This is a genomic window from Pseudomonas sp. R3-52-08 (assembly GCF_003851745.1).
Lineage (GTDB): Bacteria > Pseudomonadota > Gammaproteobacteria > Pseudomonadales > Pseudomonadaceae > Aquipseudomonas.
Genome location: NZ_CP027730.1, coordinates 5685245 through 5710286, shown reverse-complemented (window position 1 = coordinate 5710286; position 25042 = coordinate 5685245). Strand labels below are relative to the sequence as shown.

Genomic DNA, 25042 nt, shown 5'->3' with positions numbered 1-25042 from the left:
GGAAAATACGGTTCATGTCGTAGGACGGGATTAAACGCTTGTATGAACTTTCTCTCCTGCGTACCTTGAAGCCATAGTGATGCGGGCATAATCTGGCCCGCACGCGTTATCGAAACCGCTTGTCAGACGTGGCCTTGTCCGGCTGCCGCTTTAACCTTGAAGTGTTGCGCGGGCACGGGGCAGCAGCGTCCCCTATAGGGAAGAGAGATCATCATGTTGGAACGTTGTAAGAATGCTCGCGAACGCTGGGGTGGCGTGCACACACTGATCGACAAATGGTTGGATGCACGTCGCAAATTGGTTCTGGCTTTTGATGAATTGGGCGCCGAGCCTGGAGCGCTGGCCGAGAAGCGTGAGCCGTTGCAGGATTTCTGCGTTGTTTTGGTCGATTACGTTTCTGCCGGTCACCTGAGTATTTACACTCAACTCACCAAGGAGGCGGAAGCCTTCGAGGACAAGCGTGGTCTTGAGTTCGCTGAGACCATTTACCCGCGCATTGATGTGATTACCGAAAAGCTGCTGGCTTTTAACGATCTGTGCGATGAAGGCAAGTGTGTCGCGGAAAAATTCAAAGAGCTGGGTGGTCTGTTGCATGAGCGTTTCGAGCTTGAAGATTGCCTGATCGAAGTACTGCACAACGCCCACAAAGAAGAGCCTGCTACTCAGGTCTGATTGGGGCAATGAGATAAAAACGGTGCGCTTGACGCACCGTTTTTTTATGCGTCAGTGGCGGATTCCGAGTAACTCGATTTCGAAGACCAGGGGTGTGTAGGGCGCAATCAATTCGCCTGCGCCGTCCGCGCCATAGGCTTGGGCCGAGGGAATGACCAGGCGCCATTTCGCGCCCACCGGCATCTGTTGCAATGCACTGCTCCAGCCACTGATCACGCTGTCCAGGCGAAACCATTGGGGTAGTGCGCTCTGATCGAACACGCTTCCATCGGGCAGTCGACCCACGTATTTCACCTGCACTTCATCAGTTGCCAACGGCTTGTTACCGGTACCCTGCGTCAACTCGGTGAGCAGGATGCCGTCCGCCAATTCGCGCACACCCTTTGCAGCTTTTTCCTTCGACAAAAATTGCTGTTCGGCAGCGAGTGCTTTTTCGCTCTGCGGCACTTGGGCGTCGGTGGCGTTCTGTGCCTCATGCTGAGCAAGAATCTGTTCGATGCGGATGTCATCCAGTGCCAATGGTTTGCCTTGGTAGGCTTGTTTGAGGCCGTCGACCAAGGCTTGGATCTGCAAGTCGGGCACCTCCTGGCGCAGACGCTCACCGAGGCTGGCGCCCAGGCTGTAGGCGAGGTCGTGCTGGTCTTGCGCAGCGGTTTTTGGCGGCGATTGCTCGCTCGCATCGGCGCTGAAAATCGCCAGGCCAAGCACTAGGAAAAGGTAACGCGACATGGGTGTTCTCCGCCGAAAGTGCGACGGATTATGCCAGCGCGAGTGGCTGAGCAGTGGGGTGGTTTTCTGTTATATCGATAAGAATTTTCGTACGTTGCAACGCAACGCAAACGATACTGTCAACATGGCCTAGCGGCGGTAAGAGCAGAGGGCTAGTATGAGCCGCACCCACGTCAGCCAGGAGGTAAACCATGTCGGCCAAACAGAAGCCTGTAAATACCCCGTTGCACTTACTCCAACAATTGTCGGGCAGCTTGCTCGAACATCTGGAAAGCGCTTGTTCCCAGGCCTTGGCCGATGCAGAAAAACTGCTCGCCAAACTGGAAAAACAACGCGGCAAAGCGCAAGAAAAGCTGCACAAATCCCGCACCAAATTGCAAGACGCCGCCACTGCCGGTAAAGCCAAGGCACAAGCCAAGGCCAAAGACGCAGTTAACGAACTTGAGGACCTGCTGGACGCCCTCAAGGACCGTCAAACCGAAACCCGCACCTACATTTCCCAGCTCAAAAAAGACGCTCAGGAAAGCCTGAAACTGGCCCAGGGCATTGGTCGTGTGAAAGAAGCCGTCTCCAAGGCCCTTGGCGCGCGTACGCCGGCAAAAGCCGTCACCGCCAGCGCGGCCAAAAAGCCAGCCAGCAAAGCTGTTGCAGCGAAGGCGCCGGCTAAAATTGCCGCCAAGCCAGCTGCTAAAACTGCTGCTGCGAAACCAGCCACCAAGCCAGTTGCCAAAACCGCTGCTGCGAAACCAGCCGCCAAGCCAGCTGCCAAAACCGCTGCAGCGAAACCAGCCGCCAAGCCAGCTGCCAAAACTGCTGCAGCGAAACCAGCCGCCAAGCCAGCGGCTAAAACTGCTGCAGCCAAACCAGCCGCCAAGCCAGCTGCCAAAACCGCTGCTGCGAAACCAGCCGCCAAGCCAGCGGCTAAAACTGCTGCAGCCAAACCAGCCGCCAAGCCAGCTGCCAAAACCGCTGCTGCGAAACCAGCCGCCAAGCCAGCGGCTAAAACTGCTGCAGCGAAACCAGCCGCCAAGCCAGCTGCCAAAACTGCTGCTGCGAAACCAGCCGCCAAGCCAGCGGCTAAAACTGCTGCAGCGAAACCAGCCGCCAAGCCAGCTGCCAAAACTGCTGCTGCGAAACCAGCCGCCAAGCCAGTTGCCAAAACCGCTGCTGCGAAACCAGCTGCCAAGTCAGTTGCCAAAACCGCTGCTGCGAAACCAGCCGCCAAGCCAGCCGCTAAAACCGTTGCTGCGAAACCAGTCGCGAAGCCAGCTGCTAAAACCACTGCTGCCAAGCCAGCTGCGGCAAAACCAGCCCCTGCAAAGCCAGCAACTCCTGCAGCACCTGCCGCTACCCCGGCAACGTCCTCCGCTCCAACCGCATCGGCCAGCAGCACCTCTGCACCGATAGCGCCAAGCACCACCCCAACCAGCGCTTCCTAAGTGCGGGTGACCCCAACGCGCAGCTGCTGCAGCGCGTTGTGGTCAAGGTCGGCGGCTTCGCTTGCCAGGTCTTCAAGCCATTCGTATTGGCCTTTCCCCTCGTTGGTCGGCCATGTCTTCGCCAGCGCTTCCAGGCGTGTCAGTAATGCTCGCTCGGCCTCCAGTTCCAATGCTTTGACCTGACGCCGTAATTCAGCCAACTGCGCATCCTGCTGTGCCAGCGCCCGCCATTGCACGCGGACTTCGCGCAAGGGTTCGACGACACGCGTGCGCCATGGCCGCGCAAGCTGCTGCAGCGCCACCACGCGTTCGGGCAACCGCGCCACCCCCCGTTGCTCCAGCCACGCACCACACAGCAACAGGCACACATCCGCGCCTTGCGCCTGCAACCGCAGGCAAGCAGCCTCCACGCCGGGCCGGGCGTAAGTCGAGAGGGCAAAGCTCCACAGGTCAGCGCACATATTCACACCCAAGCCAGCGGCCAACGAAGCTGGTAGACTCCGCCGCCATTATGATCCGACTTCAAAGCCTAACATTACAGCGTGGCCCGCAGCGTCTTCTTGAAGATGCCGAGCTGACCCTGCACGCCGGTCACAAAGCCGGCCTGATCGGTGCCAATGGCGCCGGCAAATCCACGTTGTTCGCCCTGTTGCTGGGTGAGCTGACCCCGGATTCCGGGGACTGCCTGCTGCCGGCCGACTGGCGCATCGCACATATGCGCCAGGAGATCGACACCCTGGACCGCATCGCGATCGACTACGTGCTCGATGGCGACCTACGCCTGCGTCAGGTGCAACACGACCTCGCCGCCGCAGAGCAAGCCCAGGACGGCGCCGCCCAGGCCCGTCTGCATTCGGAGCTGGACAGCGCCGACGGCTACACCGCCGACGCCCGCGCCCGCAAGATGCTCGCAGGCCTTGGGTTTACCAACGAACAGATGGATCGCCCGGTCGCCGACTTCTCTGGCGGCTGGCGCATGCGCCTGAACCTGGCCCAGGCGCTGATGTGTCCCTCGGACCTGTTGCTGCTCGACGAGCCGACCAACCACTTGGACCTTGATGCGATCCTGTGGCTGGAAGACTTCCTCAAGAACTATCAGGGCACCCTGTTGCTGATTTCCCACGACCGGGATTTCCTCGATGCCGTGGTCGACAATATCGCCCATGTCGAACAGAAGAAAATCACGCTCTATCGGGGTGGCTACACCGCCTTCGAGCGCGCCCGTGCCGAACGCCTGGCCCAGCAGCAACAAGCTTTCGAGAAGCAGCAGGCGCAGCGCGCGCATATGGAAAGCTACATCGCCCGGTTCAAGGCCCAGGCCACCAAGGCGCGGCAGGCCCAGAGTCGGATCAAGGCGCTGGAGCGCATGGAAGAGCTGTCGGCGGCCCATGTCGATTCGCCGTTCGACTTCGTGTTCCGTGAGTCGGTGAAAATCTCCAGCCCCTTGCTCGATCTGTCGGATGCACGCTTGGGTTATGGCGACAAGACCATCCTCGAAAAGGTCAAGCTGCAGCTCACGCCTGGCGCGCGTATCGGTTTGCTGGGGCCTAACGGCGCGGGCAAGTCGACGCTGATCAAGAACCTGTCGGGTGAACTGGAGCCCTTGGCCGGCCGCCTGACGCGCGGCGAGAACACCGTGGTGGGCTACTTCGCCCAGCATCAACTGGACTCGCTGGATTCCAAGGCGAGCCCGCTGTTGCACCTGCAACGCCTGGCGCCCACCGAGCGCGAACAGACCTTGCGTGATTTCCTCGGGGGTTTCGACTTCCGTGGCGCGCGTATCGATGAGCCGGTGCTGAATTTTTCCGGTGGCGAAAAGGCCCGCCTGGCCCTGGCCCTGATCGCCTGGGACCGCCCGAACCTGCTGCTGCTCGACGAGCCGACCAACCACCTGGACCTGGAAATGCGCCTGGCGCTGACCATGGCCCTGCAGGAATTCAGTGGCGCGGTACTGGTGGTGTCTCACGATCGCCACCTGCTCAAAAGCACCACTGATAACTTCCTGCTGGTGGCCGACGGCAAGGTCGAGGAATTCGACGGCGACCTGGACGACTATGCGCGCTGGCTGACCGACTACCGTCTGCGCAATGCGCCGGCCAGCAACACACCGATCAACCCGGACAAGACCGACAAGAAAGCCCAGCGCCAGGCTGCCGCCGCACTGCGTCAGCAGTTGGCGCCACACAAGCGCGAAGCCGACAAGCTGGAGGTCGAGTTGGGCAAGGTGCACGAGCGCCTGGCCAAGATCGAGACCAGCCTGGGCGACAGCGCTGTGTACGAGGCTGCGCGCAAGGATGAACTGCGCGACCTGCTGGCCGAACAGGCCCGGCTCAAGGTGCGAGAAGGGCAACTGGAGGAATCCTGGATGGAAGCCCTCGAAGTGCTTGAAACCCTGCAAGCGGAGCTGGAGGCGCTGTCCTGATGGAAGCGTTGCAGCTGCCTTTGCCGGCGCAATGGATTGAGCCTGTGTGGATCGGCGTGCAAATTCTGCTGATCCTGCTGGCGGGTTACCTTGCCCAGCGTTTTGTCGCCCAGGGCCTGACCCGTCTGGGTGAGCGCTATCCGTTCCCTCCACAGTTGTTGATGCCACTGCGCGGTGGCCTGCGTTGGCTGATCATGGGCAGCGCGCTGATCTTCGTATTGGGCCGTCTGGGCGTATCCGCCACGGTGCTGTGGACGGCGCTGTCAGGGTTTGTGGCAGTGGCGGCGGTGGCGTTCTTCGCCATGTGGTCGGTGCTGTCCAATCTGCTGTGCGCGATCTTGATCTTCACTGTGGGGCCGTTCCGCCTCGGCGACATCGTCGAATTGGTGGACACTGTCGACAAGCCCGGTGTGAAAGGGCGCGTCGTGGCGATCAACCTGCTCTATACCACGCTGGTCGAGGTGGCAGAGGCCGGTACGGACAGCGCGATGGTACAAGTGCCCAACAGCCTGTTCTTCCAGCGCTCGGTGCGGCGTTGGCCCGGTACCCATGTGTTCCCTGGCGACCGTTAGAAATCACCGCCTGCAAAAATTGATAGCCAGCCTTTGGCCGGCAGCGTTAGCTTAAGGCACAACCGCAAACTCCTTCCTGAGGTGTGCAATGGCACTCGACACGTGGCTGGCCTTTTTCCTGGCCAGTTGGATCATCTCCCTTTCCCCCGGCGCGGGCGCCATCGCCTCGATGTCCAGCGGCCTGCAATACGGTTTCGTACGCGGTTACTGGAACGCCATTGGCCTGCAGCTGGGCCTGGCGATGCAGATTGCCGTGGTGGCGGGCGGCTTGGGTGCCATCCTGGCGACGTCCTCCACCGCGTTTTATGCGATCAAATGGTTTGGCGTGGCGTACCTGGTCTACCTGGCCATCAAGCAATGGCGCGCCTTGCCCATGGACATGACCGATGACGCTGCGGTGCGCCCGATTGGCAAGCCGATGGCCATGATGTTCCGTGGTTTTCTGGTCAACGCCAGCAACCCGAAGGCATTGGTGTTCATGCTCGCGGTATTGCCGCAGTTCGTGAATCCACAGGCACCGTTGGCGGTCCAGTACCTGATCATTGGTGCAACGATGATCAGCGTCGATATGATCGTGATGGCCGGTTATACGGGGTTGGCCTCGAAAGTCCTGCGCCTGTTGCGCTCGCCCAAGCAGCAGAAGCGCGTGAACCGCACGTTCGCCGGATTGTTCGTCGGCGCCGCAGGTTTCCTCGCCAGCCTGCATCGCGCCACGGCGTAATTGACGAAACCGGATCAAAATGTGGGAGGGGGCTTGCTCCCGATGGCGGGGTATCAGTCAGCTCATCGCTAGCTGAACCACCGCTATCGGGGGCAAGCCCCCTCCCACATTGGTTTTGTGGCAATGCCAAATAACATCTTGAGTCAAATCTGTTAAAGCTGAACAATAGTGTTACTTCGTATTTCCACTTGAGATTCATTCATGACTCCCCCCTTCCGTTTTCTCGCCTGGCTGGTGCTGCCGGCGTTGATGTCGTGCAGCTTCAATCTGTTGGCCGCGACGGCCGAAGGCGCACCCCAGGCGTTGCATCTGCTTGACTACATTGGCGCCGACTATCCGCCTACTGTGGAGGCGGGCAAGGTGGTGGACGAATCGGAATTTCGCGAACAGGTGGAGTTCTTGGGCGTGTTGCAGAGTCTGGTTGCGCAACTGCCGGAAAAACCCGAACGCATCGAGTTGATCAAGGGCGTCGATGAGCTGCTCGCGGCAGTCACCGCCCATGCAGACGGCGCAACTGTCGCCCACCAGGCCCGTCAGTTGGGCGCCAGGCTGGCGGTGGCGTATGAAGTCAGCCAAGCGCCGGCGATCACTCCCGACCCTACGCGCGGTGCGCCGCTGTATGCCCAGCATTGTTCGGTGTGCCACGGCACGGCCGGCGCTGGCGATGGCCCGGCCGGCATGGGCATGACCCCGCCGCCCGCTAACCTGCGCGATGCCACGCGCCTGGATCGCCTGAGCCTCTACGCGATCTACAACACCCTGGGCCTGGGTGTCGAAGGCACCGACATGCCGTCCTTTGCCGATCAGTTGGATGACCGCCAGCGCTGGGACCTCGCCACCTACATCGCAGGTTTCACGGCTGACCCGGCTGCGGTCAACAGCGAGCACACCTTCAACCTGGCCGACCTGGCGCGCCAGACGCCCAACGAAGTACTGGCCGCAAATGGCCCGGCAGTGGCAGCGACCTTCCGCGCCCAACGCGCACAGCCGCCGCAGGTCAAGCGTGGCCCGGCACAGTTGCTCGACTACACCGCTGCCACCCTGGACAAAAGCCTGGCCGCGTTCCGTAACGGCGACCACGAACAAGCCTATGACTTGTCGGTAGCCGCTTACCTGGAAGGCTTCGAGCTGGTGGAAAGCTCGCTGGATAACGTCGACGCCAACGTGCGCAAAGACATCGAGAAGGCGCTGATGGCCTACCGCCAGTCCTTGCAGGACGGGCTGCCGATCGAACAGGTGCAACAGCGCCTGGACGCGGCCAAGGGCAAGCTCAGCGAGTCGGCCGGCTTGCTCGGCGGCGATGGCTTGAGCTGGTCGTTGAGCTACATCTCCGGTTTGTTGATCCTGCTGCGCGAAGGCCTGGAAGCGATCCTGGTGCTGGCCGCGATCCTGGCCTTCCTGCGTAACACCGGCCAGCAATCGGCGGTGCGCAGCGTCAACGTCGGCTGGGGCCTGGCGCTGTTGGCCGGCTTGGCTACCTGGGCGCTGGCGGCGTATGTGATTGATGTCAGCGGCGCCCAGCGTGAATTACTGGAAGGCTGCACGGCGCTGTTCGCCAGCGTGATGGTGCTGTGGCTGGGCGTATGGATGCACGACCGGCGTCACGCGGCGGCCTGGCAGGACTACATCAAGAGCAGCCTGGTGGGCGGTGGTGGGCGTTTCGGCTTTGCGCTGCTGGCCTTCTTCTCGGTGTACCGCGAGCTGTTCGAAGTGATCCTGTTCTACGAAACCCTGTGGCTGCAAGCCGGTCCGGCCGGGCACAACGCGGTGCTGGCGGGTGGCGCCACCGCATTGGTGCTGCTGGTGGGCCTGGCCTGGGTGATCCTGCGCGGTTCGGCGAAGCTGCCGTTGGCGCTGTTCTTCGGCATCAACGCCGCGCTGCTGTGCGCACTGTCGGTGGTGTTCGCCGGGCATGGCGTGAAGGCACTGCAGGAAGCGGGCATCTTCGGCACGCGGCCGGTGGCGTTCTTTGACTTCGACTGGCTGGGCATCCACGCCGATGCGTATTCGTTGAGTGCGCAGGCCGTGGCGATCCTGGCGATTGTGGTGCTGTATGGCCGCAGTCGCCTGGCCGAGAAGCGGGTGGCGGCATAGTCATGCGGGTGTGGATCGATGCGGACGCCTGCCCGCGGGCGGCCAAGGATCAGGTGGTGAAGTTCGCCCTCAAGCGCCAGTTTGACGTGGTGCTGGTGGCCGGCCAGAGCCAGATCAAACCCAGCTTTGCCTGTGTGAAGCTGATCGTGGTGCCCAGTGGTCCCGATGCGGCCGATGACTACCTGGTAGAGCACGCCATGCCGGGCGAGTTGGTGATCTGCAGCGATGTGCCCCTGGCGGACCGCCTGGTCAAGAAGGGTGTCACGGCCCTCGACCCGCGCGGCAAAGAGTTCAGCCCGGCGAACATGAGTGAGCGCCTGGCAGTGCGTAACCTGTTCACCGACTTGCGCGAGCAAGGCCAGATGGGCGGCGGGCCACCGCCGCACAGCGAGAAGGACAAACAGGCGTTCGCCAACGCGCTGGACCGCCTGCTTACCCGTTTGATGAAGCCTGTGTAGGAGCGAGCTTGCTCGCGAAGAACAGCAACGATAACGCGGGCACTCTGGATGAACGCGGCGCTCTCAGGTTCTTCGCGAGCAAGCTCGCTCCTACAGAAAGAGGGCGTTAGTCGTCTTCGTGGGTCAGTTCAAGCACCCGGTCCACGAGCTTGTTGATGCCCGACGCCACCTCGCTGATATTTTTGCCCAGCATATACGCCGGTGTACTCACCAACTTGCGTGCCTTGTCCTCGACGATATCTTCCACCGTGCATTCCTGGTGGGTAGCGCCCATTTTGTCCAAGGCCGCTGCGGTGTCGGTATCGTTGCCGATGGTGCAGATCACGCCCGGGCCGTAGATTTTTGCGGCCAGGGCCGGGGAAATGCAGATCAGCCCCACCGGCTTGCCCGCTTCGGCAAAGGCTTCCGCCAGCTCCAGCACCTGCGGATTGACGCTGCAGCCGGCGCCTTCCACTGCGAAATTCGACAGGTTCTTCGCCGCGCCAAACCCGCCAGGCACGATCAGCGCATCGAAGTCAGCCACGTTGGCCTCACGGATATCTTTCACCGCGCCTCGGGCGATGCGCGCTGACTCCACCAACACATTGCGCGATTCGGGCATTTCTTCGCCGGTAAGGTGGTTGATCACATGCAGTTGCGCAATATCTGGCGCAAAGCACTCCACCTGAGCGCCGCGCTGGTCCAGGCGCAGCAAGGTGATCACGCTTTCATGGATTTCTGCACCGTCGTACACGCCACAGCCGGAAAGGATCACTGCAATCTTTTTGCTCATGGGCATTTCTCCTGATTCATGGCGTTAAATGTCTACTAATTTGTAACCTGTTGCCAATGGGATCTCATGGGACTGCACTAATCTGATGTAACAAAAATAGACCGGACTAGCCCATGGACTTCGTGCCTTACGCGGTACCGTTTTTCATTGCCTTGATCGTGGTGGAGCTGCTGGCTGACCGCTGGCGCGGTGCGCGCAACTATCGAGTAGCCGACGCTATCAACAGCCTCAGCACCGGCGTGCTGTCTACCACCACCGGGTTACTGACCAAAGGCGTGAGTTTGCTTACCTATGCATTCGCCCTCAAGCACCTGGCGCTGATCGAATGGTCGGCCCAAAGCGTGTGGACCTGGGGGTGCGCCTTTGTGCTCTACGACTTCTGCTACTACTGGCTGCATCGCCTGGGCCATGAGCGCAATATCCTGTGGGCTGCGCACTCAGTGCACCACCAGAGCGAGGACTACAACCTCACCACCGCATTGCGTCAGACCAGTACCGGCTTTTTGTTGAGCTGGATCTTCTACCTGCCCCTGGCGGTGCTCGGTGTGCCGTTGGTGGTGTTCGTCAGTGTGGCTTCGCTCAACCTGCTGTATCAATTCTGGGTGCATACACGTCACGTGTCCAAGCTCGGCTGGTTTGAGGTGTTCTTCGTTACACCGTCCAATCATCGTGCCCACCACGCGCAGAACGCCCTCTACATGGATCGCAACTATGGCGGGGTGTTCATTTTTTGGGACCGGCTGTTCGGCACATTCCAGGAAGAGGACGACAACGAACCGGTGATCTTCGGCGTGACCACGCCCCTGGCCAGTTGGAATCCGCTGTGGGCGAACCTGCAGTTTTATGCGCAGTTGTGGAGCGATGCCCGTCGTACTGAGAACCGCTGGGACAAGCTGCGCATCTGGTTCATGCGCACTGGCTGGCGCCCTGCCGACGTGAAAGCCAGGTACCCGATGACCAAGCCGGACCTGGCCCAGTTCCGCAAATTCGAGGTGCCGCTGGATACGCGCCAGCAGGTCTACGTTGCCGTGCAGTTTGCGGCTTATGTGGGGTTTGGCAGTTATTTGATGAATTTCGCAGAAGGTCTGCCCACGGCGGCGCTGGTCGTGGGCTGGAGCGCGATGGCCCTGGGGCTGTTCACATTGGGGATCGCACTGGAGAATCGCCCGTGGGCGCTGAAGGCGGAAGGGGTGCGCCTGGGGCTGAATCTACCGTTGGTAGGGCTGGCCCCGTGGGTCGGGCTATGGCCGGCCAGCACGCTGGGCTGGCTGGCGCTGCTGAGCTACAGCCTGCTCAGCGTGATCGGCCTCTACTGCTGCAGAAGCCGGGTTACTCGCCTGGCGTCTTAGGGGGTTCGACCGGGGCGGGTTCGGCAGCGAGCCGGGCCTTGGCTTCGGCACACGCCTCGCGGGCGATGCGGGCATTCTTGACGCGGCGTCGCAGCCACAGGCCCAAGCCCAGCACCAGCAAGGCGCCCAGCACCCACAGCTCGTATTTCTTGACACTGCCGAGCATACCTTCGAGTACCGCGCCGAAATGATAGGCCGCAGCCCCTAGCGCAGCAGCCCATATCGCCGCACCGATACCGTTGAGGATCAAATACCGCAGAGGTGGGTAGCCGGACAGGCCAATCGCCACCGGCATCACCGTGCGCAAACCGTAGACGAACCGAAAGCTCAGCACCCAAATGTCCGGATGCTTGCGGATATGTTCCAGCGCCTTGTCGCCCATCAATTGCCAGCGCGGTTTGCGCGCCAGCAATTTGCGGCCGTGCTTGCGCCCCATGTAGTACCACAGCTGGTCGCCGGCGTAGCTGCCGAAAAAGGCAACGACCACTACCAGGTTGATATCCATGTATCCACGGAACGCCAGGAAGCCTGCGAGCACGAGGATGGTCTCGCCTTCGAAGAACGTGCCGAGGAAGAGGGCAAAGTAGCCGAAGTCATGCAGAAATTGTTGAAGCATGGTCTAGGGTGCTGGCGAAATGAACGCGCAGCCTACGCCTTCACGAAGATTCATGAAAGTATCGAGATGTGTCACGAAGTGAACAATTCCTACGCAAATGCCGAATGCGACTTCAGGTCGCATCGATAAGCACAACTGTCATTCATTCGTCATAATGGCCGCTTATAACTGCACCGCCCGCCCGTAAACGCGGGCTCAGGAGTCTGTCGTGAGCTTTACCCCCGCCAACCGGCTATTCCCCGCCACACGTCTGCGTCGCAACCGCCGTGATGATTTTTCTCGCCGTCTGGTACGTGAAAATGTACTGACGACGAATGATCTGATCCTGCCGGTATTCGTGCTGGACGGTGAAAATCGCCGGGAAGCGGTGGCCTCGATGCCGGGGGTGGAGCGCTTGAGCATTGACCTGCTGCTCGAAGAAGCCGCCCATTGGGTGGAACTGGGAATCCCGGCGCTGCCCAATTGCTTAGAGAGCAACCATAGCCCTCACAGGAACACTCGATGAATACCGAAGGACTTACAGACGTTGCCGTAAAAGACGCTCATCCGGTGGTTGAACAAGTCACCGAGACCCCGCCGGAGCTTGAGCCTGCCCCGCCTGTGGTGGCCGCCGAAGCGCCGGCGCCGGCGCCAGTGGCCGTGGTTACCAACCTGGATGACAGCAGCCTGTACATCCACCGCGAGCTGTCCCAACTGCAATTCAACATTCGCGTGCTGGAACAGGCGCTGGATGAGTCCTATCCGTTGCTGGAGCGGCTCAAGTTCCTGTTGATCTTCTCGAGCAACCTGGACGAGTTCTTCGAGATCCGCGTCGCCGGTCTCAAGAAGCAGATCACCTTCGCCCGTGAGCAAGCCGGTGCCGACGGCCTGCAACCGCACCAGGCCCTGGCGCGCATCAGCGAGCTGGTGCACGGCCATGTGGACCGCCAATACGCGATCCTCAACGATATCCTGCTGCCGGAACTGGAAAAACATCAGGTCCGCTTCATCCGTCGCCGTCACTGGACCGCCAAGATCAAGACCTGGGTGCGCCGTTACTTCCGTGACGAGATTTCACCGATCATCACCCCGATCGGCCTCGACCCGACGCACCCGTTCCCGTTGCTGGTGAACAAAAGCCTGAACTTCATCGTCGAGCTCGAAGGCATCGACGCCTTCGGCCGCGACTCGGGCCTTGCGATCATCCCGGCGCCGCGCCTGTTGCCACGAATCATCAAGGTACCCGAAGAAGTAGGGGGCGCTGGCGATAATTATGTATTCCTGTCGTCGATGATCCATGCGCACGCCGATGACCTGTTCCAGGGCATGAAGGTCAAGGGCTGCTACCAGTTCCGCCTGACCCGCAACGCCGACCTGGCGCTGGACTCCGAAGACGTCGAAGACTTGGCCCGTGCCCTGCGCGGAGAGCTGTTTTCGCGGCGCTACGGCGATGCGGTGCGCCTGGAAGTGGCGGATACCTGCCCGAAACACTTGTCGGACTACCTGCTCAAGCAGTTCAACCTGGCCGAATCCGAGCTGTACCAGGTCAATGGCCCGGTGAACCTGACGCGCCTGTTCAGCATCACCGGCCTGGACAGCCACCCGGAGCTGCAATACAAGCCGTTTACACCGCAAATCCCGAAACTGCTGCAAAACAGCGAGAACATCTTCAGCGTGGTGAGCAAGCAGGACATTCTGCTGTTGCACCCCTTCGAGTCGTTCACCCCAGTGGTCGACCTGTTGCGCCAGGCCGCCAAGGACCCGCACGTCCTGGCTGTGCGCCAGACGCTGTATCGCTCCGGCGCCAACTCGGAAATCGTCGATGCCCTGGTCGACGCTGCGCGTAACGGCAAGGAAGTCACGGTGGTGATCGAGCTGCGAGCGCGCTTCGATGAGGAGTCCAACCTGCAGCTGGCCAGCCGCCTGCAAGCAGCCGGTGCGGTAGTGATCTATGGCGTGGTCGGCTTCAAGACCCACGCCAAGATGATGTTGATCCTGCGCCGCGAAGCCGGTGAAATCGTGCGTTACGCCCATTTGGGCACCGGCAACTACCACGCCGGCAACGCGAAGCTCTATACCGACTACAGCCTGCTGACGTCCGACGACGCCCTGTGCGAAGACGTCGGCAAGTTGTTCAGCCAGCTCATCGGTATGGGCAAGACCTTGCGCATGAAGAAGTTGCTGCACGCGCCGTTCACCCTGAAGAAGGGCATGCTCGACATGATTGCCCGCGAGACCCAGTTCGCCCTCGAGGGCAAGCCGGCGCACATCATCGCCAAATTCAACTCGCTGACCGATCCGAAGATCATCCGTGCGCTGTACAAGGCCAGCCAGTCGGGCGTGCGCATCGACCTGGTGGTCCGTGGCATGTGCTGCCTGCGCCCGGGCATTGTCGGCGTCTCGCATAACATCCATGTGCGCTCGATCATCGGCCGCTTCCTGGAGCACACGCGGGTGTTCTATTTCCTGAACGGTGGCGAAGAGCAGATGTTCCTCTCCAGCGCCGACTGGATGGAGCGCAACCTCGACAAACGCGTGGAGACCTGCTTCCCGGTGGAGGGCAAGAAGCTGGTCATGCGGGTCAAGAAGGAGCTGGAAAGCTACCTGACCGACAACACCCACAGCTGGAGCCTGCAGTCGGATGGGCGGTATGTGCGCAACACACCGACCGGCAACCAGAACCCGCGCAGTGCGCAGGCCACGTTGCTGGAGAAGCTGGGCAGCCCGATCCTGACGGTGAACTGAAACCCAACGCAGTCAAAAATGTGGGAGGGGGCTTGCTCCCGATAGCGGTGGGTCAGTCGATGAATCTGTTGACTGATACTCTGCTATCGGGAGCAAGCCCCCTCCCACATTTTGTTTTGCTGTGCTGTTTAGATCGGGTTAATGCAGGTTCAGGCTGAACCCCACCCGCGTCAGCCACTCCGCTTCCTGGGCGAAGTCCGCCTGGGTCAGCTGGTTTTCATCCAGCCAGCCTTTGGGGAACATCACTTCCAGGCTGTCGCCGTCGGCGCGCAGCTTCACCTGGGGCATTTCCTGGGTGCCACGGATGTGGTGGAACAGGATGGCAAAGCGCAACAGCGCGCACAGGCGAATCAGCTTGATGCCGTCTTTGCCGAACTCGGCAAATTTGTCCCTGGGAATATTGCGGCGGTGGCCGCGCACCAACAGCGCGAGCATCTGTTGGTCTTCCCGTGAGAACCCGGCCAGGTCCGAGTGTTCGATCAGGTAGGCGCCGTGCTTGTGGTAATGGTAATGGGCGATGTCCAGGCCCACCTCGTGCACCTTGGCGGCCCAGCCCAGCAGTTCACGCCATACGCCGTTTTGCAGGTCCCAGTCGTCGGCCACCTGGTCGAAGGCGTGCAGGGCTTTGCGCTCTACGCGCGCCGCTTGCTCCACGTCTACGTGGTAACGCTCCATCAACGAGCTGAGGGTGCGCTCACGCACATCTTCATGGTGATGGCGACCGAGCAGGTCATAGAGCACACCTTCGCGCAGGGCGCCGTCACAGTGGTCCATGCGTTGCAGTTCGAGGGCGTCGAAAATGGCTTCAAGAATCGCCAGGCCGGCGGGGAAGATGGCGCGGCGGTCAGGCTTGATGCCGTCGAAGTCGATCTTCTCGGCATCCCCCAGCTTGAACAGCTTGCGCTTGAGCCATGCCAGGCCTTCGGCATTCACCTCGCCGGTGCCATGGCCGCCGGCCTTCAGCGCCAGGCCGATGGCACGGATGGTGCCGGAAGAGCCGATGGCTTCATCCCAGCTCAGGCGGTGCAGGGCGTGTTCGATGCTCATGATCTCCAGCCGCGCCGCCGTGTAGGCCTGGGCATAGCGCGCCGGGGTGATCTTGCCGTCCTTGAAATAACGCTGCGTGTAGCTGACGCAGCCCATCTGCAGGCTTTCGCGCAGCAGGGGTTCGAAACGCTGGCCGATGATGAATTCGGTGCTGCCACCGCCAATGTCCGCCACCAGGCGTTTGCCCGGGGTGTCAGCCAGCGTATGGGAGACCCCGAGGTAAATCAGGCGTGCTTCCTCGCGACCGGAAATAACCTCTACCGGATGCCCGAGGATTTCCTCGGCGCGATGGATGAATTCGTTGCGGTTACGGGCTTCACGCAAGGCGTTGGTGCCCACTATTCGTACAGCGCCAGGCGGCATGCCGTTGATCAGTTGCGCAAAGCGCTTGAGGCAGTCGAGGCCGCGCTGCATGGACTCTTCATTGAGCTGGCGCTCGTCGTTGATCCCGGCAGCCAGTTGCACTTTCTCGCCGAGCCGCTCAAGGATGCGGATTTCACCGTTCTGGGCCTTGGCCACGACCATGTGAAAGCTGTTGGAGCCCAGGTCGATGGCAGCGATCAGGGACAGATTCTTGGCTTGGGATTGCGGCATGGTTTGGGGTCTCGGTCGATAACCTTGCCATCGTGCCACGATCGACCGCTGGAGCCAACGCGTTGTGCTTCGGTAATTTTTCTGCGGCTGTCTGTGGGGGTAATTTGTGAGATATGTAGGATGTCATCGAATGACAAGCGGGGAGTAGTGAATTAATTTTGTAGGAGTTTTAACTTCGCCTCGTAGTAAAGGCGCGTTTTGATTTTCCCTACAGGACGCGTTTGATTATGTCATCGGGTATTTTGTTTTAGCCTACTTTTAAATTGGGTTTAAATGACCAGCAGGTTTTACAGTTCTCACATTAACCCAGGCGTTATCTGATTCTTTAATGAAGCACCAAGGCGACACACTGTCACCCGGCAATTTTGCCTTGGTGTTATTTATGTGTCGTTGTAGACATCCAGGAAGATAAACCGTTTGGCGATGGAGCCGCCAAGACGAACGTAGAGAGCACCTGATAACTTTCAAGTGACAGGTCGAATATGAAAAAAATTGTTGGATTGACCCTGGGTCTCGCTTGCCTGGCGGCAAACATTGGCGCACATGCTGCCACCAGCGCAGAACTGATCGTCAGGGGGGTCATCAAGCCCGCCGCCTGTAACCTCAGTATGAGCGGCGGGGGCATTATCAACTACGGCGATATTCCTTCGGGCCAACTGTCCCAGACGGCGTTTAACGCGCTCACCGAAAAAACCACGCCTATCACCGTCAGCTGTGGCAATACGCCTGCCCAGTTCGGGCTCAAATTTGTCGACCTGCAGGCCGGCAGCAAGGTAACGGGCATCCTCACTGCGCTCGGGGGTGGTTACACCGAGGCGAACAACTTCGGGTTGGGGACTGTGGCCGGCCGGAGAACGGGTGGCTTTGCCGTTACCCTCAGGGACCTGCGCTCGCCGACCGCAACACTGTTTCCGATCATGCGGATCAGCGCTGGCGCCTGGCAGAACAGTGATGGCAAAGTCGCACAATCGCCTAGCCAATATTCCTGGCGCAGCAGCACGGCCGCCACACCCGCCTCTATCAACCAGTTGACCGGGACGATTGCTGTGCGCGCGGTGATCAATAAAGGCCAGGACCTGGACCTGAGTCGTGACGTTACCCTTGATGGGCGCGCAACACTTGAATTGAGTTACATCTAAGCGACATAACAACAGTCGATCAAGAAACATGTGTTTCTGGTCGGCTGTTTTATAAGCGCGCCCGACGCTCAATAGTCAACTTCAAGGTTGTGGGGAACACAGAGTGCTTAGTCATCCCGTAAGAAAGAGTACGCGTTTGTTATATGCACTGTTGCTCTTGTGCTTTGTCAGTGTTGCGGTGGCTGATGGTATGTTGCCGGAAACCACGGTCATTGTATTGAACGAAGAGCAGGGTGAAGCGACGATAAACATCAAGAATACCGACGCGGCTCCAGCGCTGCTGCATTCGGTAATAGAAAACATACCGGAAGATGTGGAACCGCTTTTGATCGTGACGCCGCCTATAGCGCGGGTGGAAGGGGGCGAAACGCAACTGGTGCGTTTCATCAGCACGTTGAAGGCCCCGTTGAAGACTCAGCGGCTCAAACGCGTGTCTTTCGAGGGCATTCCCCAGGCGCGTGCTGCGGGCGGTGCGACCATTGGTATCACCTTGCGGCAGAATTTACCGCTGATCCTGCATCCCCAAGGCCTGCCGGTTCATCACGCGCCCTGGGAGCTGCTGAAGTGGCGACGTACAGGGCAACGTTTGACGGTCCACAACGATAGCGCTTATGTGGTGCGCATGGCTCCGCAGGTTCGGTTATTGCCACAGGGAGCCCTGGCTACGCTGCCGCGCACCTACATTTTGCCGGGCGAAGCGCTGGCGGTGAAGGTTGAAGGACCCTTGGAGGAACTGACTGATATAGAGATTCAGCCGGCCACGATCTACGGCTTTTCGGTAGAAAACTACCAGGCCCCGATCAATACCGACGGGGGTTGATCGACCCATGACAAACCTGTCGAGTCACCGAACCGGAGCTTTTTTATGGACCCGCCGACCCACGTTGCTCATGGGGATGGCAACACTGTGGAGCTTGCCTGGCGTTGCCCCTGCCTTGGAACTGGGCGAGGGCATTGACCTAGCGGCACTGACCACGCATGGCATTGACCCGAAAGTCTCGGACTACTTCCGCACGGCGGCGCGCTTTCGCGAGGGCACCCAGGTGGTGGGGTTGAAAGTCAACGGCAACCCGCTCGGGTTGGTGGACGCCCAGTTCGATGCCACTGGGCAATTGTGCTTTACCCCGGCATTGCTGGACAAAGCCGGGTTGGTCAAACCCACTGCCATCGTCCGCAAAGGCGCCACTGCCGACCAGGCATGCCATGACTTTCTGGGGGCGTTTCCCACGACCATGGTGCGGCTGCGCCCTGGCAACGATGAAGTGGCGCTGGTGGTGCCCACCTCATCACTGCGCGAACCGCAGTGGGAGGCCGGGGAGTTTGCCCGGGGCGGTGCGGCGGGCTTGTTCAACTATGATGTGCAGGGTTTCGACAGCCATTCGCGCAGTGGGAACAACCGGTTCGTGTCGGCTTACACCGAAGCGGGTTTCAACCTGGGAGATTGGATTCTTCGCAGTCGTCAAATCCATGTCTCCGATAACGGCGTGACGCACAACGAGCACCTGTATGCCTATGCGCAGCGGGATATCGCCGCGTTGCGCTCGACTTTCCAGGCGGGCCAGCTGTCCAGCAACAATCCGCTGTTTGGTGGCATCCAGCTGTCGGGTGTGCAGTTTTCCCCCGACGGCCAGTCGCGCGTGCCGGCGGGCAGCAATAACGCGGTGGTGGAAGGCCTGGCACACAGCCAGTCGCGGATTGAGGTGCGTCAGTCCGGTGTGTTGATCCACAGTACGCTGGTGCCCGAAGGGCCTTTCCGGCTGACCGGTTTGCCGCTGCTCAATGGCACAAGCGACCTTGAGGTCAGTGTGATCGATGTACGCGGGGGCCGACGTAGCTTCGTGGTGCCGGCGGCTTCGTTCGCCGGCGCCGCGCCGGCGGCACCCGGTTATTACTTGTCCCTCGGCAAACTACGTGAAGAGACGCAGGGCGAGGGGCCGTCGCCCGTCGTCGCCATGGGCAGCGGGACGTGGGGCCTGGGGCGCGACTCAACGGGTGGTTTCGGCTTGTTGAGTACCGACGAGTATTGGTCGGCAGGTGGCACGTTGAGCAGCGTGTTTTTCCAGCGAGTGTCGGTGGGCGCGCGTCATAACGTGTCCCGCGACAGCCGTCATGCCGTGTCCGGCTCACGCAGTAGCGTGTCCGTAAGCAGCCCGGTATCCACCAATGTCGAGCTCAACCTCAGCGCAACCAGCCAGACCCGCGGCTATCGCGAGGTGATCGAGGCCGGCCGCCCGACCACGGCCGACGTGCTGGCGTCACGCTTCAAGAATCAATACACGGCGGGCGTGACATGGGTCGACCCCACCCTGGGTGCCTTCTCCCTGGGCTATACCCGTAGCGCTCAATTTGACGGGCAATCGAGCGAACACGTGTTCGCCTCATGGAACAAGTCGTTTCGCTATGCCGATGTTGCGTTGATTGCCGACTCGCAGGTAGGCAGCACTCAGGCACGCCGCGACGCCACTCGGGATCGAAACCGGCGCGACACCGTCCTCGATGATGATTTGTCCTTGCGGTTGCAGGTCAGCGTGCCCCTGGGCGGTGATCGTCGTGTGAACAGCTATATCAGCCGCCGTGGGGGGCAGTCCCGTGCCGGCACGGCGCTCACTGAACGGGTCAATGAGTATGTGAACTATGAAGTGGGCGTCGAGCGCGACCTCAGTGCGCAGGAGCAATCGATGCGCGGCCAGGTAGACCTCATGCCGCGTTACACCCGAGTCGGTCTGGGTGTCAGTCGCGACCCGTTGGGCACCAGTTACACCGGGCAACTGCAAGGTGGCGTAGTCGCTCATGAAGGAGGGATTACCTTTTCGCCTTACACGGTGCAGGACACGTTTGGTATTGCGTCGGTGGGCGACATTGGTTCTGCAAAGATCGACACCCCACAAGGCCCGGTGTGGACTGACTTCACCGGCCAGGCCGTGCTTCCAGGCTTGCCTGCCTACAGCAGCAGCCATATCGAAGTGCAAACCCAGTCCTTGCCAAAGCGCGTTGACCTGAAGAACGGCACCCGTGTGCTCGCCGCAGGCCGCGGTTCCGTCAACACCGTGGCATTCGACGTGGTGAGCGTGCGCCGCATGCTGGTCAACGCCAGTGATGATCAAGGCCGGCCACTGCCTCAGGGGGCTGCGGTGTTCGGCAAGGGCGATCGTTTTCTGACCAGCGTAGTGGGCGAAGGCATGATCTTTCTGAACGACGTGAACGACTTGCAAGACCTGAGGGTTTCATTGCCGGACTCTGCCAGTTGCCTGCTGAACATTCCATCCGGGGGCCAGCCTGATCATGACAAGTTCTTTGATACAACAGCGGCGGTGTGCCATGGGCGGTAAGTTTAAAAGCCTCGGCTGTGCACTGTTTTGCACGGTGTTGCTGGTTCAGGGGGCGCGGGCCGAAAACTGCCGGTTGTCCGTGAGCCAACCGCGTATCGACTACGGTGTCATTCGCAGGGAGGCGCTGGTGGAAAGCCCTACGGTGACGCTCGCCACGCGCACGCTGCAGCTCAACGTGTTGTGCGTCGAGCCGTCGGTGATGGCGTTGCGTTTTATCGGTGCCGCCGATGGGCAAGCATTTCGTTTTGGCCGACAGGGGCGGTTGCGGCTTAGCCTCAAGCATGCACAGGTGGATGGGCGTGCCGTCGACTGGGACCCGCCCGGCGGTGGTGCGGCTGGGCAGTTATTACCGGGCCAGGTCCTGACGGCACGCGTCGCAGGGAGGCCGGTAACAGGTCAGCGCTTGACCGCCCAGGTCGACATCGACACCGACCTGCCCGCCGAGGCGCTGCAAGTGCGAAGCCAGACGTCGCTGGAGGGGCAGGGTCGTTTTGAACTGGTCAGCCCGGCTGTTCCACTGAACCGATGAAGTTGGCGAGCTCCGGCGTTTGCGGGTTGGCAAACAGGACCTTGGGGTCGCCCACTTCATGCACCTTGCCTTGGTGCATGAACACCAGTTTGTCACCGACTTCCCGGGCGAAGCGCATTTCGTGGGTCACCATGATCAGCGTCATGCCATCTTTAGCCAGTTGGCGCACCACGCTGAGCACCTCATTGACCAATTCCGGGTCCAGGGCCGAGGTGATTTCGTCGCACAGCAGCACCTTGGGTGACATGGCCAGGGCGCGGGCTATGGCGACGCGCTGTTGCTGCCCACCGGACAGCCTGTCCGGAAAAGCGTCGAACTTTTCCCCCAGGCCGACCCGCTCCAGCATCTGCCTGGCCAACTGCGCGGCCTTGGCCTTGGACACCTTCTGCACCACTTGCGGGGCGAGCATGACGTTCTCGCCGACGGTCAGGTGCGGGAACAGGTTGAACTGCTGGAACACCATCCCGACCTTCTGCCGCAGGCTGCGCAGGTCGGCGCGGGCGGCATCGAGGTATTCGCCATCGACTTCGATCACGCCGTCGTTGATCGACTCCAGGCCATTGAGGGTACGCAGCAAGGTGGATTTGCCCGAGCCACTGCGGCCGATGATCGCCACCACCTGGCCTTCTTCAACGGTGAGGTCGATGCCCTTGAGTACATGGTGATCGCCGTAATACTTATGCAGGGCAGAAATTCTAAGCAGAGGCATGCAGTCTCCTTTCCAGGTAGCGCGCACTGAGGGACAAGGGGTAGCAGAGCAGGAAGTAACCGAGGGCCACCAGGCCGTAGACCATGAAGGGTTCGAAGGTGGCATTGGCGAGCATGCCGCCGGTCTTGGTCAGTTCGGTAAAGCCGATGATCGAAGTCACGGCGGTGCCTTTGACCACCTGCACCGAAAACCCCACGGTCGGCGCCACGGCAATGCGCAGGGCCTGTGGCAGGATCACGTAGCGCAGTTGTTCAAGGGGGTTGAGCGCCAGGCTGGCCGATGCCTCCCATTGCCCGTGGGCAATGGAGTCAACGCAGCCGCGCCAGATTTCGGCAAGGTAGGCGCTGGTAAACAGGGTCAGGGCGATGGCCGCCGCCAGCCAGGGCGAAATATCCACCCCGAGCAATGCCACACCGAAAAACACCAAGAACAGTTGCATCAGCAGCGGCGTGCCCTGGAACAGTTCGATATAGGTGCGGGCGACGTTGCGCGGGAATGCCTTGTGACTGATGCGCATCGCCATCACCAGCAGGCCGATCACACCGCCGCCTATGAACGCCACCAGCGACAGCAACAGCGTCCATTGCAGGCCGGTGAGCAGGTTGCGCACGATGTCCCAGAAGGAAAAATCACTCATCGGCTGTTCCTCATCACATAGCGGCGGCCGATCCAGTTGAGCAACTGGCGAATCATCAACGCCATGCACAGGTACACCAGGGTGGTAAGGGCATAGGTTTCAAAAGCGCGGAAATTGCGCGACTGGATGAAGTTGGCGGCAAAGCTCAGCTCTTCGGTAGCGATCTGCGAACAGACTGCCGAGCCCAGCATCACGATGATGATCTGGCTGCTCAGGGCCGGCCACACCTTGCCCAGTGCCGGCAGCAGCACCACATGGCGAAACGCTTCGAAACGCGTCATGGCCAATGCCGCCGCAGCCTCCAGTTGCCCGCGCGGTATGGCTTGGATGCCGGCACGGATGATCTCCGTGGAGTAGGCCCCCAGGTTGATCACCATCGCCAGTACGGCAGCTTGCCACTCGGTGATTTTCAAGCCCAGGGACGGCAGGCCGAAGAAGATGAAAAACAGCTGCACCAGAAAGGGCGTGTTGCGGATCAACTCGACATACACGCCAAAGCACCAGGCGAACGGCTGAATCTTCCATGCCCGCACGACCGCACCGACGGTGCCCAGGGCCACTCCCAGCAGTGCGCCGATAGCCGTCAGCTCAAGGGTAAACAGGGCGCCGCGTAACAACAGGTCGGTGTTGGCCAGCACCGGTACAAAGTCGAATTGATACGCCATCAGTCAGCTCCGTCGCGTCACAAATCAGCCGGCAGCGGCTCTTTGAGCCACTGCATAGCGTTCTTTTCCAGGCTGCCATCAGCCTTCGCCGCGACCAGTATCTGGTTGACCTTCTCCAGCAACGCCGGCTCGTTCTTGTTCACACCCACGTACACCGGGGAGTCCTTGAGTTTCACCTTCAGCGCCGGTACGCGTTTCGGGTTGCGCTCGCTGATCGCCACCATCACCACGTTGCCGCTGGCGATCAGGTCGACCTGGCCGGCCAAGTAGGCGGCGATGGTCGAATTGTTGTCTTCAAAGCGCTTGATGGTCGCCTCTTTGGGCGCGACAGCCGTCAGCTCGATGTCCTCGATGGCGCCACGGGTCACGCTGATGGTCTTGCCCTTGAGGTCGTCGGTGGTGCTGATCGCCGCGTCAGGCGGGCCGAACACGGCGAGGTAGAAAGGCGCGTAGGCCTTGGAGAAGTCGATGACTTTTTCGCGTTCGGGGTTCTTGCCCAGGCTGGAGATCACCAGGTCGACCTTGCCGGTGGTGAGGAAGGGGATGCGGTTGGTGCTATTGACCGGAGTCAGCTCCAGCTTGACCTTGAGCTGGTCGGCCAGCAGCCTGGCGGTGTCGATGTCCAGGCCGCGGGGTTTCATGTCGGGGCCCACCGAGCCGAACGGCGGGAAGTCCTGCGGCACGGCGACCTTGAGGGTGCCTCGGGCAACAATGTCGTCCAAACCGTTGGCCTGGGCGGGTGCCTGGCTCAGCATCAGGCTGGCAAACAGGGCAGTGAGCAGGGCGCTGTAGCACTTGGTCATGGCAACTCTCCGAGAAGGGCGAAGGAATTTTCTGAGTTTGCCCAGTGCACAGCCCATGCCAGCGCTCATGGAATTGTCTGTAAGGCACGGATCCGTTGAGGTGGGATGGTCTTACTGGTCTGAACAGTCATTAAACTTTTCGCACCCTTTTCGAGCGCCGTAAAAACCCCGCGAGCCCCTTTGGGGCGTGGCTTGCCGGCAGGCGTGAATAGCTTTACAACTAGTCGCTCAGTTGACTGGAACCTTGAGTTTTTATGAATTCCATCGCCCAAGCCGTACCGGAAGCGGCCCTGCAGGCCATCCGCAAACTGATCAAGGAGCAGGGTTTCGGGCCGGGCGATGCATTGCCCTCGCAACGCGATCTGGCGGTGCGGTTGGGCGTGAGCCGGGCATCGTTGCGTGAGGCGTTATCGTCCTTGAGCGCCTTGGGTGTGGTGAGTGTGCAGCCGGGCAAGGGCGTGTTTGTGCAGGCGCCGGACCCACCGTCCGAACTCGCCTGGCCGTTTGCGGCGCAGGCCACGCCGCTGGAGATCTTTCAGCTGCGTTACGCCCTGGAAGGGTTCGCTGCAGGGTTGGCGGCGGTCACATTGACCACCGACGAGCTCGACAGCCTGGAAGACAATGTCGAGGCGATGCGCAAGGTGCTCAAAGCGGGTGACTTTGAAGCTGCCGCCCGGCTGGACTTCAAGTTCCACCAGCGCATCCTGCTGGCCAGCGGCAACCAGGCGATGGTGAGCATTCTGAGCGCCAGCGCCGATGTATTCCTGGAAAGCCAGAAACTACCGTTCATCCGGCCAGAACGCGCCATGGAAACCTGGCAGGAGCATCGCAGGATTTTGCGTGCCCTGGCCCGGCGCACCAGTGCGGCGGCGCAGAAAACCATGCAGGAACATGTACGTAATGCCGCATTGCGCACGGGTATTGCCTTCGTCACACCTGTCGCGCCGTGAACCTGCGATATGCAAAGTCATGCGTCGCCATAGCAAGACTCAATCAGAGGCGGCTTCCTGAACGGGGGAAGG

At 60.7% G+C, this 25042-nt stretch carries 23 protein-coding genes and 1 pseudogene; 15 read left to right on the top strand and 9 right to left on the bottom strand.

Annotation, left to right across the window (positions count from 1 at the left end):
* Nucleotides 1-213: 213 nt before the first annotated feature.
* Complete coding sequence (gene rsd / locus C4J91_RS26455) at nt 214-672, top strand: sigma D regulator (RefSeq protein ID WP_124364931.1); 459 nt, start codon at nt 214-216, stop codon at nt 670-672.
* A 51-nt stretch (nt 673-723) separates the two neighbouring features.
* On the opposite strand, the gene C4J91_RS26450 is transcribed toward rsd, so the two are convergent.
* Nucleotides 724-1401 carry an FKBP-type peptidyl-prolyl cis-trans isomerase gene (locus C4J91_RS26450; protein WP_124364930.1) on the bottom strand — a complete coding sequence of 226 codons (678 nt, stop codon included), beginning with the start codon at nt 1399-1401 and terminating at the stop codon, nt 724-726.
* Nucleotides 1402-1592: 191 nt separating this feature from the next.
* Between C4J91_RS26450 and C4J91_RS26445 the strand changes: the two genes are divergently transcribed.
* The gene (locus tag C4J91_RS26445; protein WP_124364929.1) at nt 1593-2840 is read left to right on the top strand and encodes an AlgP family protein; all 1248 of its coding nucleotides are present in this window, start codon (nt 1593-1595) and stop codon (nt 2838-2840) included.
* Here the strand turns inward: C4J91_RS26445 and C4J91_RS26440 are convergent.
* Nucleotides 2837-3301 (bottom strand): TIGR02444 family protein, encoded by a 465-nt coding sequence (locus tag C4J91_RS26440; protein WP_177412760.1) that lies wholly within the window; start codon nt 3299-3301, stop codon nt 2837-2839. The two genes, C4J91_RS26445 and C4J91_RS26440, sit on opposite strands and share 4 nt — an antisense overlap.
* A gap of 50 nt (nt 3302-3351) precedes the next feature.
* On the opposite strand from C4J91_RS26440, the gene abc-f reads away from it, so the two are divergent.
* The 5 genes from abc-f to C4J91_RS26415 all read left to right on the top strand — a co-directional run bounded on the left by abc-f (nt 3352) and on the right by C4J91_RS26415 (nt 9107).
* Complete coding sequence (gene abc-f / locus C4J91_RS26435) at nt 3352-5262, top strand: ribosomal protection-like ABC-F family protein (RefSeq protein WP_124364927.1); 1911 nt, start codon at nt 3352-3354, stop codon at nt 5260-5262.
* Nucleotides 5262-5834: a mechanosensitive ion channel family protein gene (locus tag C4J91_RS26430; protein ID WP_124364926.1), complete on the top strand. Its 573-nt coding sequence runs from the start codon at nt 5262-5264 to the stop codon at nt 5832-5834. Before abc-f ends, C4J91_RS26430 begins: the two co-directional genes overlap by 1 nt.
* Nucleotides 5835-5922: 88 nt before the next feature.
* On the top strand, nt 5923-6555 hold the full coding sequence (locus C4J91_RS26425) for a LysE family transporter (protein WP_124364925.1): 633 nt from the start codon (nt 5923-5925) through the stop codon (nt 6553-6555).
* A 201-nt stretch (nt 6556-6756) separates the two neighbouring features.
* Nucleotides 6757-8649 carry a cytochrome c/FTR1 family iron permease gene (locus C4J91_RS26420; RefSeq protein ID WP_124364924.1) on the top strand — a complete coding sequence of 631 codons (1893 nt, stop codon included), beginning with the start codon at nt 6757-6759 and terminating at the stop codon, nt 8647-8649.
* A 2-nt stretch (nt 8650-8651) separates the two neighbouring features.
* On the top strand, nt 8652-9107 hold the full coding sequence (locus C4J91_RS26415) for a YaiI/YqxD family protein (protein WP_124364923.1): 456 nt from the start codon (nt 8652-8654) through the stop codon (nt 9105-9107).
* Nucleotides 9108-9213: 106 nt separating this feature from the next.
* Here C4J91_RS26415 and elbB read toward each other — a convergent pair whose 3' ends face one another.
* Nucleotides 9214-9879, bottom strand: coding sequence for an isoprenoid biosynthesis glyoxalase ElbB (elbB, locus tag C4J91_RS26410; protein WP_124364922.1), 666 nt, complete (start codon nt 9877-9879; stop codon nt 9214-9216).
* A 113-nt stretch (nt 9880-9992) separates the two neighbouring features.
* On the opposite strand from elbB, the gene C4J91_RS26405 reads away from it, so the two are divergent.
* Nucleotides 9993-11228: a sterol desaturase family protein gene (locus tag C4J91_RS26405; RefSeq protein WP_124364921.1), complete on the top strand. Its 1236-nt coding sequence runs from the start codon at nt 9993-9995 to the stop codon at nt 11226-11228.
* On the opposite strand, the gene C4J91_RS26400 is transcribed toward C4J91_RS26405, so the two are convergent.
* The gene (locus tag C4J91_RS26400; protein WP_124364920.1) at nt 11209-11844 is read right to left on the bottom strand and encodes a DedA family protein; all 636 of its coding nucleotides are present in this window, start codon (nt 11842-11844) and stop codon (nt 11209-11211) included. The genes C4J91_RS26405 and C4J91_RS26400 overlap by 20 nt on opposite strands.
* Before the next feature lie 208 nt (nt 11845-12052).
* On the opposite strand from C4J91_RS26400, the pseudogene C4J91_RS26395 reads away from it, so the two are divergent.
* Both C4J91_RS26395 and ppk1 read left to right on the top strand, forming a co-directional pair.
* A pseudogene (locus C4J91_RS26395) lies at nt 12053-12301 on the top strand (porphobilinogen synthase); the annotation flags it as partial.
* Between the two features lie 44 nt (nt 12302-12345).
* Nucleotides 12346-14568, top strand: coding sequence for a polyphosphate kinase 1 (ppk1, locus tag C4J91_RS26390; protein WP_124364919.1), 2223 nt, complete (start codon nt 12346-12348; stop codon nt 14566-14568).
* A 138-nt stretch (nt 14569-14706) separates the two neighbouring features.
* Here the strand turns inward: ppk1 and ppx are convergent, their stop codons facing one another.
* A complete protein-coding gene (gene ppx / locus C4J91_RS26385) occupies nt 14707-16209 on the bottom strand; it encodes an exopolyphosphatase (RefSeq protein ID WP_124364918.1) in 1503 nt (500 codons plus the stop codon).
* A 482-nt stretch (nt 16210-16691) separates the two neighbouring features.
* On the opposite strand from ppx, the gene C4J91_RS26380 reads away from it, so the two are divergent.
* The 4 genes from C4J91_RS26380 (at nt 16692) to C4J91_RS26365 (ending at nt 21206) form a co-directional block, all read left to right on the top strand.
* Nucleotides 16692-17348, top strand: coding sequence for a DUF1120 domain-containing protein (locus tag C4J91_RS26380; protein ID WP_124364917.1), 657 nt, complete (start codon nt 16692-16694; stop codon nt 17346-17348).
* 190 nt (nt 17349-17538) lie between these two features.
* The gene (locus C4J91_RS26375; RefSeq protein WP_256681697.1) at nt 17539-18168 is read left to right on the top strand and encodes a fimbria/pilus chaperone family protein; all 630 of its coding nucleotides are present in this window, start codon (nt 17539-17541) and stop codon (nt 18166-18168) included.
* A 7-nt stretch (nt 18169-18175) separates the two neighbouring features.
* Nucleotides 18176-20677 (top strand): fimbria/pilus outer membrane usher protein, encoded by a 2502-nt coding sequence (locus C4J91_RS26370; protein WP_124364916.1) that lies wholly within the window; start codon nt 18176-18178, stop codon nt 20675-20677.
* Nucleotides 20667-21206, top strand: coding sequence for a hypothetical protein (locus C4J91_RS26365; protein WP_124364915.1), 540 nt, complete (start codon nt 20667-20669; stop codon nt 21204-21206). Before C4J91_RS26370 ends, C4J91_RS26365 begins: the two co-directional genes overlap by 11 nt.
* Here the strand turns inward: C4J91_RS26365 and C4J91_RS26360 are convergent.
* The 4 genes from C4J91_RS26360 to C4J91_RS26345 are packed head-to-tail and all read right to left on the bottom strand — an operon-like array spanning nt 21178 to nt 24020.
* On the bottom strand, nt 21178-21915 hold the full coding sequence (locus tag C4J91_RS26360) for an amino acid ABC transporter ATP-binding protein (protein WP_124364914.1): 738 nt from the start codon (nt 21913-21915) through the stop codon (nt 21178-21180). The genes C4J91_RS26365 and C4J91_RS26360 overlap by 29 nt on opposite strands.
* Entirely contained in the window at nt 21902-22552 is a 651-nt protein-coding gene (locus C4J91_RS26355; RefSeq protein ID WP_124364913.1) for an amino acid ABC transporter permease, read from the bottom strand. Before C4J91_RS26355 ends, C4J91_RS26360 begins: the two co-directional genes overlap by 14 nt.
* On the bottom strand, nt 22549-23217 hold the full coding sequence (locus C4J91_RS26350; RefSeq protein WP_124364912.1) for an amino acid ABC transporter permease: 669 nt from the start codon (nt 23215-23217) through the stop codon (nt 22549-22551). The genes C4J91_RS26355 and C4J91_RS26350 overlap by 4 nt, the downstream gene beginning before the upstream one ends.
* Nucleotides 23218-23234: 17 nt before the next feature.
* The gene (locus C4J91_RS26345; protein ID WP_124364911.1) at nt 23235-24020 is read right to left on the bottom strand and encodes a transporter substrate-binding domain-containing protein; all 786 of its coding nucleotides are present in this window, start codon (nt 24018-24020) and stop codon (nt 23235-23237) included.
* A 254-nt stretch (nt 24021-24274) separates the two neighbouring features.
* On the opposite strand from C4J91_RS26345, the gene C4J91_RS26340 reads away from it, so the two are divergent.
* Nucleotides 24275-24970, top strand: coding sequence for a FadR/GntR family transcriptional regulator (locus C4J91_RS26340; protein ID WP_124364910.1), 696 nt, complete (start codon nt 24275-24277; stop codon nt 24968-24970).
* Nucleotides 24971-25042 lie beyond the last annotated feature (72 nt).